This window comes from Kaistella sp. 97-N-M2, from assembly GCF_021513235.1.
In the GTDB taxonomy this organism is placed as follows: Bacteria; Bacteroidota; Bacteroidia; order Flavobacteriales; family Weeksellaceae; genus Kaistella.
Map to the genome: position 1 here is coordinate 480158 of NZ_CP090976.1, position 12271 is coordinate 492428.

General features: G+C 40.8%; 13 protein-coding genes. 3 read left to right on the plus strand and 10 right to left on the minus strand.

The window, feature by feature from the left end; all coding sequences use genetic code 11:
* Positions 1–155 precede the first annotated feature (155 nt).
* From L0B70_RS02330 to L0B70_RS02340, 3 genes are read right to left on the minus strand one after another with little or no spacing between them, the layout of a single operon-like run.
* Positions 156–2159, minus strand: coding sequence for a TonB-dependent receptor (locus tag L0B70_RS02330; RefSeq protein ID WP_235142715.1), 2004 nt, complete (start codon positions 2157–2159; stop codon positions 156–158).
* Between the two features lie 23 nt (positions 2160–2182).
* The gene (locus L0B70_RS02335) at positions 2183–3298 is read right to left on the minus strand and encodes a 5-(carboxyamino)imidazole ribonucleotide synthase (RefSeq protein WP_235142716.1); all 1116 of its coding nucleotides are present in this window, start codon (positions 3296–3298) and stop codon (positions 2183–2185) included.
* 3 nt (positions 3299–3301) lie between these two features.
* Positions 3302–3853 (minus strand): DUF1543 domain-containing protein, encoded by a 552-nt coding sequence (locus tag L0B70_RS02340; protein WP_235142717.1) that lies wholly within the window; start codon positions 3851–3853, stop codon positions 3302–3304.
* 121 nt (positions 3854–3974) lie between these two features.
* Here L0B70_RS02340 and L0B70_RS02345 point away from each other — a divergent pair, with 121 nt between their 5' ends.
* Together L0B70_RS02345 and L0B70_RS02350 are read left to right on the plus strand one after the other, a co-directional pair.
* On the plus strand, positions 3975–4805 hold the full coding sequence (locus tag L0B70_RS02345; protein WP_235142718.1) for a sulfite exporter TauE/SafE family protein: 831 nt from the start codon (positions 3975–3977) through the stop codon (positions 4803–4805).
* On the plus strand, positions 4805–5182 hold the full coding sequence (locus L0B70_RS02350) for a DUF1634 domain-containing protein (RefSeq protein ID WP_235142719.1): 378 nt from the start codon (positions 4805–4807) through the stop codon (positions 5180–5182). Before L0B70_RS02345 ends, L0B70_RS02350 begins: the two co-directional genes overlap by 1 nt.
* A gap of 71 nt (positions 5183–5253) precedes the next feature.
* Here the strand turns inward: L0B70_RS02350 and L0B70_RS02355 are convergent, their stop codons facing one another.
* The 7 genes from L0B70_RS02355 to L0B70_RS02385 all read right to left on the minus strand — a co-directional run bounded on the left by L0B70_RS02355 (position 5254) and on the right by L0B70_RS02385 (position 11436).
* Positions 5254–6228: a chorismate-binding protein gene (locus tag L0B70_RS02355; RefSeq protein ID WP_235142720.1), complete on the minus strand. Its 975-nt coding sequence runs from the start codon at positions 6226–6228 to the stop codon at positions 5254–5256.
* A gap of 44 nt (positions 6229–6272) precedes the next feature.
* Positions 6273–6689 carry a PaaI family thioesterase gene (locus L0B70_RS02360; RefSeq protein ID WP_235142721.1) on the minus strand — a complete coding sequence of 139 codons (417 nt, stop codon included), beginning with the start codon at positions 6687–6689 and terminating at the stop codon, positions 6273–6275.
* A gap of 13 nt (positions 6690–6702) precedes the next feature.
* Positions 6703–7269 (minus strand): 1-acyl-sn-glycerol-3-phosphate acyltransferase, encoded by a 567-nt coding sequence (locus tag L0B70_RS02365; RefSeq protein WP_235142722.1) that lies wholly within the window; start codon positions 7267–7269, stop codon positions 6703–6705.
* A gap of 375 nt (positions 7270–7644) precedes the next feature.
* Complete coding sequence (locus L0B70_RS02370) at positions 7645–9339, minus strand: PspC domain-containing protein (RefSeq protein WP_235142723.1); 1695 nt, start codon at positions 9337–9339, stop codon at positions 7645–7647.
* Positions 9340–9343: 4 nt separating this feature from the next.
* Positions 9344–9715: a PadR family transcriptional regulator gene (locus L0B70_RS02375; protein ID WP_235142724.1), complete on the minus strand. Its 372-nt coding sequence runs from the start codon at positions 9713–9715 to the stop codon at positions 9344–9346.
* A 513-nt stretch (positions 9716–10228) separates the two neighbouring features.
* A complete protein-coding gene (locus L0B70_RS02380) occupies positions 10229–10519 on the minus strand; it encodes a chaperone modulator CbpM (RefSeq protein ID WP_235142725.1) in 291 nt (96 codons plus the stop codon).
* On the minus strand, positions 10516–11436 hold the full coding sequence (locus L0B70_RS02385; protein ID WP_235142726.1) for a DnaJ C-terminal domain-containing protein: 921 nt from the start codon (positions 11434–11436) through the stop codon (positions 10516–10518). The genes L0B70_RS02380 and L0B70_RS02385 overlap by 4 nt, the downstream gene beginning before the upstream one ends.
* 155 nt (positions 11437–11591) lie before the next feature.
* On the opposite strand from L0B70_RS02385, the gene L0B70_RS02390 reads away from it, so the two are divergent.
* The gene (locus L0B70_RS02390; protein ID WP_235142727.1) at positions 11592–12236 is read left to right on the plus strand and encodes a hypothetical protein; all 645 of its coding nucleotides are present in this window, start codon (positions 11592–11594) and stop codon (positions 12234–12236) included.
* Positions 12237–12271 lie beyond the last annotated feature (35 nt).

Here is a 12271-nt window from a genome sequence, read left to right on the forward strand (position 1 = left end):
TATATTAACCATTAAGGTGGATGAAGGAATGAAGGGAATTAAGATTTCCTTCGGAAATTGTTTCTGCAAACTTTGTGCACTTTTAACCACAAAAGAATCGCAAAAGCTCATGTGACTAATGAGTCAAGAAACTTTGTCACTTTTGTGGTTAAAAACTAAAACTCGGCTCTTAATCCAAAGTGAAAGTTCCGTTTAGCCGCCGGATTATAAAACCGGTTCCCAAAAGCATTTATGTCGTAGCCCAAAACATACTCGCTGTTGTACAGATTCTGAATTTGAAACTGCAAATACAATTTAGTTTTTTCAACAAAAACCGGATACCGAAGCTGAAGACTTCCAATCAAACTCGAGTCAGACCAAACAGAGTTGCTGTCATTTAAAGGCATTTTCGATGTATAAAAGTGGGAATAATCTACCGATAAATTTTTAAAGAAAACAAAATTCACTAAGCTGTTCAAAGTGGTCGCCGGCACGCCCGTTAGGTCATTGCCCGAAAAATCATTTTCATCCTGGCGATAATCCTCGAATTTAAACCGATAAAAACTGCCGGAAAATCTGGCTTTAAACCCGTTGAAAAAAGCCGTATTTACCACGAAGAATTTCGATTCCAAAAGAACCTCCAAACCCTTTTGCACAGTACTTCCCTGATTGACAAAAAATTCCGCGCCGCTCTCGTTTTGCCGCCTCACGATGGCATCTTTCAACCGAAAATCGAAATAAGTCGCTTCCGCAAAAACGGCGCTGCCAAACTGTTTTCTGAGGCCGATCTCCTTGTTCCAGCCGTACTCTGGGACCAAATTCACATTAAATTGCTGCGTCGACGAACGGATTTCTTCATTCGTGGGTGCGGAATTTCCTTTGCCTATTTTCCCGCGAACTGAAAAATCTTTTGCAATCAAATACGTCAGGCCAAAATTCGGGAGGAATTGATCTTTAAACCTCACATTTCCACTTTGGCTGACCGGAAAAAGGTTTTCCCACTGGTAGGAATTGGAATTTAAGCTGACGGAAATATCGCTGAACAGTTTTTCCTGCCAGTTCAATTTTTGAGACAAAAAGAAAAAGCCGGAATTGTTTTTAAGGTGATCAAAATTCTGCGGATCGCCTTGAATTCCTTTATTGTTATCGAAATTCCTGATTGAAATATCATTTGTCCCGCCTTCAAAACCGGCGCGCCATTCGGCATCAAAATTATTCCAGGTTTGCTGGTAGTTGAGATGCGTTCTCAGCGCATAATTATTTTCAAAACGATTTTCAAAATTCGTGATAAATGGATTTTCGAAATCAACATACGACCCCTGAACCAAAAGAAAATGAGAAAAATGCTTCGTAATTTTAAGATCGTGAGACAAGCCGGCCAAAATCATTTTATTGCGGATTCCGGCGGACTGTTCAACGGCGCCGGGAAGTGTTTTTGTCGCGGGACGCCCCTGTTTCCGGTCTGCCTGCATTTGCTCCAAAGTCAGGCCGCCCGGCGTTTCGTAGGCTAAATCCGCAAGCAAAATCATCGCCTTTAAAGACGCACTTTTCGCGTAGTGAAATTCATCTTTCAGAAAAATTTCTTTACGTTGTACCGCCGACTGGTCGCGGTAAGAATCGGTTTGATAGTAATTCTGGAAAAGCTGAAAAAAATGTTTACCGAACTGCCTCGAAAAATCTACACTTTGGTTGAACGTGCCATAACTTCCGACCGCAATGTGGGCAGATAAATTTTCGGAGTTTCGTGTTTTTAAAAGCAGCGTTCCGCCCGTAACTGCGCCAAAATCGCCACTTTCCGGGCCTTTATAAATCTCAATGCGGTTGATGAGTTCCGGGGAAATTACGTTGAAATACGTATTTCCGGAAGCATCGGACAAAATAAAATCGTCCAGATAAACCTTAACATTTCGCACACCGAAAGGCGACCGCAACGAACTTCCGCGCACCGCGATGCGGTAACTTCCCGGGGAACGCTCTTCCATTCGGCTTCCCGCAATTTGATTAATGGATTCGAGCAACCGTTCCGCCGTATTCAATTTTAAAAGATTCGGAGAAATTACAGATGCGGATTTCGTAGAACTTATATAGGAAGTGGGTTTCTTGTACGCATCAATTTTAACTTCAGAAATTAAGGCAGCTGAATCCTCTTCCTGCGCGCAAAGAAAAATAGAAAACGACATGAAAATTAGGAAATAAATCTTTCTCATGGAGCTGCGACCACTTTCACTAATGATTTAATGCTAATTAATTGCTCTAAAAGATCCTCGCGGGAATTGGCCACCACATTAATGTGACCCATTTTTCGGCCGGGTTTTGTCTGAGTTTTGCCGTACAAATGAACGTAGGTATTGGATAATTGAAGAACGTCGGTTAAACCTTCGTATTTTACTTTTCCACTAAAATTTTCTTCGCCCACCAGATTCAACATGCCGGAAAAACCACAACTTTCGGTATTGGCCAAAGGTAAATTTTTCAACACCCGGTAAAACTGCTCGAATTGAGAATTGACATTACCTTCCTGCGACTGATGTCCGGAATTGTGCAGTCGCGGCGCCGTTTCGTTCACCCAAACTTTTCCGTCTTTATCTAAAAAAAGTTCGATGGCAAACAAACCTTCGGAATTGGCAGCATTCATAAATTTTTCCGCAATCGCATCGATTTGAATTTGAACTTCTTTCGAAATCTGAGCCGGACAAATATTAAAGTCGAGAAGATTTAATTTCGGATCTGCAACCATTTCGGTGACGGGAAAACTTTTGATCTCGCCGCTTTCGTTTTTCGCAATAATCAGAGAAAGTTCTTTGTCGATGTCCACTAAATTTTCGAGAACGGAAGGCTCGTCCCACAAATTATTAAAATCGTTTTCATCGCGAATAATCTGAACGCCTTTTCCGTCGTAACCGCCGGTATTCAATTTCTGAACGAACGGAAAATCCATTATAATTTCCTCTTCTTTGGAAAGAATGATCTGGAAAGGCGGACTGGGGATTTGGTGTTCTTCGTAAAACTGTTTCTGCAAAATTTTCTGCTGAATAATTTTAATGATATTTGAAGTCGGAATTACTTTTACGCCCTGCTTTTCCAGCGCTTCCAGACCTTCAACATTCACGTGCTCAATCTCGATGGATACGACGTCTTTGTCTTTACCAAAATCGATTACGGTTTGTTTATCGTTGAAGTTTCCCTGCGTGAAAAAAGAAATATTGGCGCAGGAACAGTCTGCGTTAGGATCGAGGATGTAAAATTCGTCATCATAATTTAAGGCATCCTGAATTAACATTCTGCCAAGTTGTCCGCCGCCTAAAATTCCAATTTTCATATTTTATTTTAATTTACTGATTTTTAAATATCCGATGTGCGTAAAATTTTCCTGATTTTCAACATCTGTTTTTTCGAGAACGAGGGAAAATTTTTCCTTCATTTCTAAGGGTAGAATGTCATCTACTTTAAAAATATCATCAATGTCGACCGCGTATTTATCGTCGATGTGGCTTACTGCCTCGGGAAAACCCTTTGTCTTGTAAAATTCGGTTTTTTTTACGCGTTTGATGATTTTAGACATCGATTGATCGACCATTAAATACTGTTGATGAAGTTCCTCAAATCTGCCCGCTTCATAGCCGCCCAAATTGATAAAGAAAAGGTGATTGTCTGAAATTTCCGGCGATTTTTCTACGATTCTGATTTCAAAACCATCCACAAACCGCACTTCCTGATAACAGTCGATATGGATTTTACCTTTCGCTTCCGGCCAAAAGCGCTTCATATCGGGAACAAGTTCCTTCAGCGACTCCGCGATGCCGAAGAAAACATCGTGCTGCTCCGTATTTCTGCCTTTCGGCGTGGCGCCGAGAACAACGTAGTATAATTTCATTTCTTTAAAAAACAAAAATACGTTTTTAAAAAATATTTACCGTGCGCAATTCGTTTTAAAACCGTCTTTTTTTAAGTCCTTATCGTTTCTTCACCTGCCGAAAAATTCTTAAATTTGTGACATGTCGGAAATATTAATTCTGTTCTTTGGCGCCGTGTCTGCGGGATTGTTAGGATCTTTAACGGGACTTGGCGGCGGTGTAGTTATCATTCCCTTATTAACTTTAGGTTTCGGTGTACCGATGCATTATGCGATCGGCGCCTCACTCATTTCGGTTATCGGCACATCGTCGGGGTCGGCAGCGGCCTTTGTGAAGGAGGGATTTACGAACGTCCGCATCGGAATGTTTCTGGAAATCGCAACCACTACCGGCGCAATCGTGGGCGCTTTAATTTCCGGCCTTCTCAATCCGAACACTATTGGAATTATCTTCGCGAGCATCTTAATCCTTACCGTTATTTTAAATCTGCGAAAAAAGCCGGACCATCAGGAACCGCTGATTGAAGGAACTTTGGAACACCGTCTGCAGCTTTTCGGGACTTTTCCGGATAAAGGCGTGATGAAGGCCTACTCTGCACGCAACACTGTTTCGGGATTTTTTATGATGGCGTTTGCGGGCATTATGTCTGGGCTTCTTGGCATTGGATCCGGCGCTTTGAAAGTTTTGGCCATGGATAATTTGATGAAACTTCCTTTTAAAGTTTCCACGACGACGAGTAATTTTATGATCGGCGTTACGGCCGTGGCGAGTTCGCTTATCTATTTTCAGCGCGGCGAGATTATTCCCGTCATCGTTGCACCCGTTTTAATTGGGGTGGTTTTGGGCAGTTTTATCGGGTCGAAAACATTGATGGTTTCGAAGACCAAAAAACTCAAAGTGGTTTTTGCCGTGGTGGTTTCTATTTTGTCGATCTACATGATGTACAACGGAATTCAACAAAATTTTAAGTAATGAAAAGACATTTTACAGATTTGGATCTCAACCGTTCCGTCGGAAATCTCCTTCGGTTAGGCGTTATTTTGTCGGTGATTACGTCTTTTGTTGGATTTGTTAAACTCTTTTTGGAAGGTTTCGAAATGCCGAAAGATTACGCGGCCCTCGAAATTCCGGAAGGTACGATCTGGCAGTCTTTCTGGACTTCTTTGCTTAAGTTTGAAGGTATGGCCATCATTCAGCTCGGAATTTTACTGCTGATCCTGACGCCGCTTGTACGACTTCTCTTCGCCCTTGTCGGGTACCTGAAAGAAAAAGATTACACCTACGTCATCGTTTCCGTGATCGTATTGGGGATTATGCTTGTAAGTTTCTTAATGGGTTTTGCGCATTAAATGACCCCTAAATCACCTAATTTTCGTTTAGTTTTCAACTGAAATTCAACGGCGCAGAAAAAGTTTAAAATTTATTTTGAGAAGGCGATGTTTTTTAAGACAGCATCGGCTTTCAGTTCGGTTTCCTGCCATTCTTTTTGGGGCGAACTTTCGGCCGTAATTCCGCCACCCACATAAATTAAAGCTGCATTCCCAAAAAATTCAGCGCAACGCAGATTCACGAAATACTGAATGTAATCGTCTGTTTCCACACGAATATATCCTGCGTATAAATTTCTCGGATGAATTTCAAACTTCTCGATTGCATCCCGGCAAAAATCTTTCGGAATACCACACACAGCGGGCGTCGGATGAAGGTCCGCAATAATCTTTTCCACCTCTTCTGCTTGGATCTTTGCTTTGAAATCGGTTCTTAAATGTTTAATGTTTCCGGAAAAATGATCGCAGGTTTGGGACTTTTCAATGCTGTCGGAATAATTTTTTAAAATATTCTCAATATAGCCGGTTACAGGTTTTTGCTCGTCGATCTCTTTGTCGGTCCAGACTTCTGCTACCGGTAACGTTCCGGCCAGGCTCATGGTTTCGAACTGCGAATTTTTTTTATTGAATTTTCCTAAAACTTCAGAAAAAGCACCGAGCCAACATTGCCCCTTTTTCAGAAAGAAATACACAAAAGCATTTGGATAGGCCTCACAAAGATTGAGAAAAGTTTGAGATAAATTAATGGAAGAATCCTCATACTTCACCAATTTTCGGCGCGAAATGACGAGTTTCGAAAGGTCGTTTTCTTTGATAAAACCGATGACATTTTTTAATTTCTGTTCATATTCGACTTGATTTTCCTCTTTAAATTCGAGCACTTCTGTTGAAAGACCAAGGGTAGAAATTTCTGAAGCTAAAAATTTTTCTTTCGAAATACTGACGATTTTTCCCGAAAAATCAAGGTTTTCCGACTGGTCGAAAGTAACAAACGAAACCGGAATTTCGGCGGAATTTTCTGTTGTCGTACAGATCTGATCGGAAAAAGGAAACCGGAAATAGAGCATTCTTCAATTTTTAAAATTCAAAAAAAGTTTTGAATAAATTTAAATCAGCGCGGGATAATATTGTTCGTCATCGTCGTATGATTAATGAGTTCGCCTTTTTCGTCGCGAATCTCAATCTCCGAAACGTGCATGGTTCTGCCTTTTCTGATAAATTTTGCGGTTCCGGTAACGATACCGCTTTTTTTGCTTCGCAGATGATTCGAATTGATGTTGGTACCCACGGGCGCAAATTTCTGTAGATCGACGTGCAAAACCGACAGGCTGGAGCCCAGGGTTTCGGCCAAAACGCAGCTGGCGCCGCCGTGCAAAATCCCGTAAGGTTGATGAACTTTCGGCGTTACGGGCATGGTTGCCGTCAACGACTCGTCGGTAACATCGGTAAAAATAATATCTAAAGTTTTGCCCAGCGTTTCGCCACCCCAGGAGTTTAATCGGTCTAAAATCTCTTCTCTGCTTTCCATTATTGGTTGGGATTTAATATATTTTTGGATTCCATTTTTCGGGATATTTCGGTGTTATTTTTTTGTAATACTCCTCCATTTCCGCCATAATATCCTCGTAGGTGCGCGTTTCCAAATCTTCCACCGAAATTTTATACGCAAGATGAATCTCTTTCTTTTTAAAGTCTCCGGCGGCCACGACAATCGGAACTTTCGCCGCCAAAGCCATGTGGTAAAAGCCTTTTCGCCATTTCGGCACGCGGCTTCTAGTGCCTTCGGGCGTGATGACTAAACTGAAACTGTCTTTCTTAAATTCATCAACCACAAATTTCACGAGGTCATTTTTCTTGGAACGGTCGATGCCGATTCCGCCCAGTGCCTTTACAACAAAGCCGTACCAGGCTCTTGTATGTTCATCTTTGATGATCACTTTCAAAGGTTTGTCCAGTGCCCAGTAAGCGAGATTTCCCAAAAGATATTCCTCATTGGCGGTGTGTGGTGCGACAACGAGAATACAGCGGTCGAGATTATCGACGTCGCCTTCCAAAATGATTTTCCAACCGATCAGTTTTAAAATTAATTTTCCGAAGAATTTTTTCATATTAAATATTTTGGGGAATAAGGAAGGTTCGTGGGTGCTTCAAATAAAAAAGTATAACCAAAAAATCGGTTATACTTTTACAAATATATTGAAATTATTCTGTCTAAATTAGGCTGCTGATGAAATCCATGATTTTCATTGCGATTTCGAATACGAACTGTACCATGATTTTATGTTTTAATTGTTAAAGTGGAGGACTTTTCATTTTAACAGTACGAAATTAACCTATTTTTTTAAGTAGAACGCAATTTGACTGTTAAATTTTCTTTAAAATTTCATCTTTAGGGAACAAGCGAAAAGATCCTCGCTCCAAGCCGCTCCCGAAAGAGCGAAACGTTGTGTGGAGTTACTGATCTTTTGCTCGTCCACTCTCATTTAGTTGGTTTTGATGGAAATTTCCTTTTTACCGTTTTTAATGGAGATGTTCACGTCTTTCAGATCTTTAAAATCAACATCCATGGAATCGACCATTCTTTGGCCCACTTCTTTGGAAACCTTTTTACCGTTAACGATCATGGAATCTTTATTTCCGGAAGTCGCCACAATGGAGTTTTTCCCAAAGTTCATGCTCACGCGGTCGCTGTCATCGTCGTCATTATCGCTGTTTCCGTCGCCGTTCAGATCGCCTTCCAAATGCAGAACGTTATCTCTAACTTTAAAAATCTGGGTTTTTTGCGGCACTACCAGTTCATAATTCACGCGGTAATCCCGGAATCGCTGCTCGTATGGATACTTCATAAAATTTGGAAGCAGGATTCTATTTCCCTGAATTTCTACCGGAACTTCCAGCTGAACGGGAATATTATATCCTTTTCCTTCTTTTTTAATGATTAAATAAGGCGTGGTAATGTCGGATTTTCTGGTTACGTCTACAGACGGATAATCTTCTTCGTAAACCATTTTCTTATCGGAAAAAACATCGTCGTCATAAGCCGTGAAATTTTGCGGAATAACCACCTGTTTCATATCGACGTACAGACTGTCGGAAGTTGTGTTGATGTCCACATTTTGCGTATCTTCTTTATCACCTTTCAGAAAGGCTTCTTTTCCTGCCATGCGTACCCCAAAATATGCCCCAAGCGCCATCAGTGTAACAAATAAAGCACCGATCACCCACCCAATATTTCTAAGTTTGGTTTTCGGGGAGAAAATTTTGATGCTTAACAAAGTGAAAAGGATGGCCGGAATTAACGATCCGATAATGATGAGGGCCGATAAAACGTTGTATAATCCATCGTCATCAAAATAAAATTTCATTTCGTTCGCGCCGGGAAAATTGGAGTCGATCCCAAACATTCCAAAGAGCACAAACACGCCGATGATGCTGCCTACTGCCATCAGGGCAAAAATTCCACCAATCAGATATTTGATGACATTCCAAAGTCCGCTGCCGGCAGTGTTGATGTAAGGTTTGTTTTCGGTGTAGATTTCGCCGACTCTTTGTGTAGATTCGTTTGCGAACTGAACCAGTTTATTGGATTCGTTTTTCAGGTTATCGAAATTCATGGGTTTCCCTTTCATTTTCAAAAAGTCCGTAGCTGTTTCTGCCTGGGGCAAAACCGCCCAAAGAATAATGTAAATCAATACGATTAGTGTTGTAGAAATCGCGGCAGTAAATATGCCTAAAATCGCGATGCCTAACCAAATGGCGCGCATGGCACTGATGTCCATTCCTACATAATGCGCTAAACCTGCGCAAACTCCGGCGATCTTCTGTTTTTCCGGATCGCGGAAAAGCTGTTTGGTGCCGTTATAGTTCGCGGAACTGCGTTGGTCTTTTTTGGTGGTTTTTTCGGAAAAATAAGCTTCTTCCTGTTCCTCGATCTGTTCGGGCCGTCCTATCTGAGAAATAACTCTTTCCACATCAATGTCGTTGATGACTTCCCGTTTTCCTAAAGAATCTTTAAAGATTTCCACCATTCGGATTTCGATATCGTGCATTACTTCGTCGGCCTCATTGGCATCCAAAGAGCTGCGCAGTGCCGCAAGATAATCGCTGAGTTTTATATATGCGTGCTCCTCAATGGTGAATGAGAAACCGGCGAGTCCTATTGAGAGTGTCTTGTTCATGGTATTAAGGATTTGGTTGAAACGTGCTTTCGGGCGCGTTCGAAGGGTTAATGTTTTTAGTTATTTGGTTGACCGAATCGGTAAGCTCGTTCCAGGTGGTGCGAAGTTCGGCGAGAAACAACTTGCCTTTTTCGGTGATCTGGTAATATTTTCGCGGCGGTCCGCCCGTGGATTCTTCCCAACGGTAAGAAAGGAATTCGCCATTTTTCAGTCTGGTGAGGAGCGGATAAAGTGTTCCTTCCACCACATCCAGTTTTCCTTTTTTCAGTTCGTCAATCAGATCCGAAACATACATTTCTCTCTGCTCAATTAAACTCAAAATACAGAATTCCAGAATGCCTTTTCGCATTTGCGCTTTGGTGTTTTCTGTGTTCATTTTTATGAGGTTATTAATTAGTTAATTGTTTTGAAGATTAATTTCGAATTTTTCTGAGCAATTTTAGAAGACTAGTATTTCTAAAATGGCATTGAAATCATTCCTTCCTAAATCTTACAATACAAAGATATATAATTTATTTAGTATTATGCAATACAAAGTAGTAGATTTTTATAAAATAGTTCAAACTTTTTTATTCGTTAAAAGTTTAAAAAATATCAAAAACCGTCTCTACCGCCCAATATCATTACGTTTTAGCCATTTAGAATATTTTTTCCAGCGAACGGATTTTTTATAAAAAAAATTCATCTCAATGTTGAAATGAATTTTAATCTATCGAAAATTTGGTCTAAAAAATTACTTTGCTAGTGATCCTGAACTAAAAATTATTGAAGATCGGCGCCTTTTTAGCAAAGATAATCTTGTATTTCTTTGAAAGCGCTTGTAGAAAAGGATCAGTTCAGTCGTTGCTTTTGCTTCAAAAAAGATCTACGGATCGCGCCGAAAGGCCGGTTAAAGATTTCCGCCGAGCGCCGCAAACCGCGACAGTTTTCGGTTTTCTTCACGCAGAACCTCCATTTTTTCCAAAAGATCATGAATAATTTCCATGCCGGGTAAATTAACCTCTAAATCGTAATGCCAGTTTGCGAACCGTTCGAAAGCCGGCAGCTCGTCGTAGAGCAGATATTTCACCTCATCGATTTTCTCCGTTTTCAGCAATCCCGATTCTTCCAGAGAATCGAAAAAAGTGATTTCTATATCGTAAATTTTCACAAGTTCTTCGCGGGATATTCTTTCACTCATCGTCTTAAATCTTTTAATTGTTGAAACAGTTCTTTTTCTTTCGCCGTTAAATTGGTCGGGATTTTAATTTTATAAGTCACAAACAGATCGCCAAATTCGCCTTCTTTTTTGTAAACGGGGAAACCTTTTCCTTTCAGGCGGACTTTGGTGCCGTTCGCGGTTTCCGGCTTTACCTTTAAATTTACACTTCCGTCCAACGTTTTAATGGGAACTTCGCCGCCTAAAATTGCCGTATAAAAATCGATTTCCACGTCCGACGTAAGATCGTCGCCGCTTCTTTTAAAATGAGCATCATCTTTAATATTAAAAGTGATGAAAAGATCGCCGTTCGGTCCACCATTAGCACCGGGATTGCCATGTCCTTTCAGTTTAATTTTTTGTCCGTCGGCAACGCCCGCCGGAATTGTAATCCGTACCTTTTTACCGTTGATATCAAAAGTTTGTTGATGGGTTTTTGCGGCATCTCTCAAATGCAGGTTCAGTTCCGCGGAAACATCCTGACCCTTAAATTTCCCGGAAGCGCTGCCCCTGGAACTTTGGCCGAAACCGCCGCCGCCGCCAAACATGCTTTGGAAAAAATCGGAAAAATCCGCGCCTTCGCCAAAATCTGCACCGCCGAAATCGCTGTAGCTTCCACCTTGCTGACTTTGGTACTGGCGTTGCTGCTGTTGCGCCCTCTCGTATTCTTCGCCATGCTTCCAGTTTTCGCCATATTTGTCGTACTTCTCCCGATTTTGAGGATGACTCAAAACTTCATTGGCCTCATTAATTTCTTTGAATTTTTTCTCGGCCTGTTTATCGCCGGGATTAACGTCTGGATGATATTTGCGGGCGAGTTTGCGATACGCTTTTTTTATTTGATCGGCACTTGATTTCTTATCAATTCCCAAAATTTTATAATAATCGATATAAGCCATATAAAAAATGATTTATTCAAATTTACCAAAACCTAAGAGGAAACTGTTTTAAAGTTTTGTTAAATATTAAAAAGGCCTGTTTAATCCAGCCGCTGTACTAAGATATTTGAAGGGTTTTAAATTATAATTGACACGATTTTTGCATTCCAGTCGAAATGAGAAAATCAATCCTTGTTTTAACCATGTTGTGTTTAATCTGCTGTAAAAAAGAAAATACTGAACAGCAGTCTCTGGTGTTGGACTCCAGTAAAAACAGCATCGATTCTGCAAATATTGTTTTAGATACGGTGCGGATCGAAAGCCAAAGCCAAAAGTTCAGAAATTTAAATAATGAAATTCTGGATGTTTTAAAAGATAAAAATTACAAAGAATTTGCCACTTACATTCATCCGGAGAAGGGCGTCAATTTTTCGATGTATGCCCATCTGAACCCTCAAAAAGACAAACATTTTACGCGCGAAGAATTCAACCTTCACCTGGAAAAAAACACGCAGTTTACGTGGGGCCAAAAAGACGGCTCGGGCGATCCGCTCGTCTTGCCCATCAAAAATTATTTCCGGGAATGGCTTTTCAAACGGGATTTTACTGCAGCTGAATTCTCCTTCAATCAGTTTAAAGGAAAAGGAAACACGCTGAACAACATTCAAAAAATTTATCCTGATGCAGAAGTCACCGAAAATTATATTCCCGGGACCGAAATTTACAGCGGCATGGACTGGAATTCTTTGATTTTCGTTTTCGAGGAATATAATGGTCTTTATTATCTGGTCGCCGTCGCCAATAATTCCTGGACGGTGTAAACTGCCGCAATTCTCTCAATTATTTTTAAAAATTC

What these genes read in the sequence shown, in the direction of transcription:
- L0B70_RS02385 (WP_235142726.1), bottom strand. Translation starts at nt 11,436, where the DNA reads ATGGCTTATATCGATTATTATAAAATTTTGGGAATTGATAAGAAATCA.
- L0B70_RS02330 (WP_235142715.1), bottom strand. Translation starts at nt 2,159, where the DNA reads ATGTCGTTTTCTATTTTTCTTTGCGCGCAGGAAGAGGATTCAGCTGCC.
- L0B70_RS02375 (WP_235142724.1), bottom strand. Translation starts at nt 9,715, where the DNA reads ATGAACACAGAAAACACCAAAGCGCAAATGCGAAAAGGCATTCTGGAA.
- L0B70_RS02365 (WP_235142722.1), bottom strand. Translation starts at nt 7,269, where the DNA reads ATGAAAAAATTCTTCGGAAAATTAATTTTAAAACTGATCGGTTGGAAA.
- L0B70_RS02340 (WP_235142717.1), bottom strand. Translation starts at nt 3,853, where the DNA reads ATGAAATTATACTACGTTGTTCTCGGCGCCACGCCGAAAGGCAGAAAT.
- L0B70_RS02345 (WP_235142718.1), top strand. Translation starts at nt 3,975, where the DNA reads ATGTCGGAAATATTAATTCTGTTCTTTGGCGCCGTGTCTGCGGGATTG.
- L0B70_RS02355 (WP_235142720.1), bottom strand. Translation starts at nt 6,228, where the DNA reads ATGCTCTATTTCCGGTTTCCTTTTTCCGATCAGATCTGTACGACAACA.
- L0B70_RS02350 (WP_235142719.1), top strand. Translation starts at nt 4,805, where the DNA reads ATGAAAAGACATTTTACAGATTTGGATCTCAACCGTTCCGTCGGAAAT.
- L0B70_RS02335 (WP_235142716.1), bottom strand. Translation starts at nt 3,298, where the DNA reads ATGAAAATTGGAATTTTAGGCGGCGGACAACTTGGCAGAATGTTAATT.
- L0B70_RS02360 (WP_235142721.1), bottom strand. Translation starts at nt 6,689, where the DNA reads ATGGAAAGCAGAGAAGAGATTTTAGACCGATTAAACTCCTGGGGTGGC.
- L0B70_RS02390 (WP_235142727.1), top strand. Translation starts at nt 11,592, where the DNA reads ATGAGAAAATCAATCCTTGTTTTAACCATGTTGTGTTTAATCTGCTGT.
- L0B70_RS02370 (WP_235142723.1), bottom strand. Translation starts at nt 9,339, where the DNA reads ATGAACAAGACACTCTCAATAGGACTCGCCGGTTTCTCATTCACCATT.
- L0B70_RS02380 (WP_235142725.1), bottom strand. Translation starts at nt 10,519, where the DNA reads ATGAGTGAAAGAATATCCCGCGAAGAACTTGTGAAAATTTACGATATA.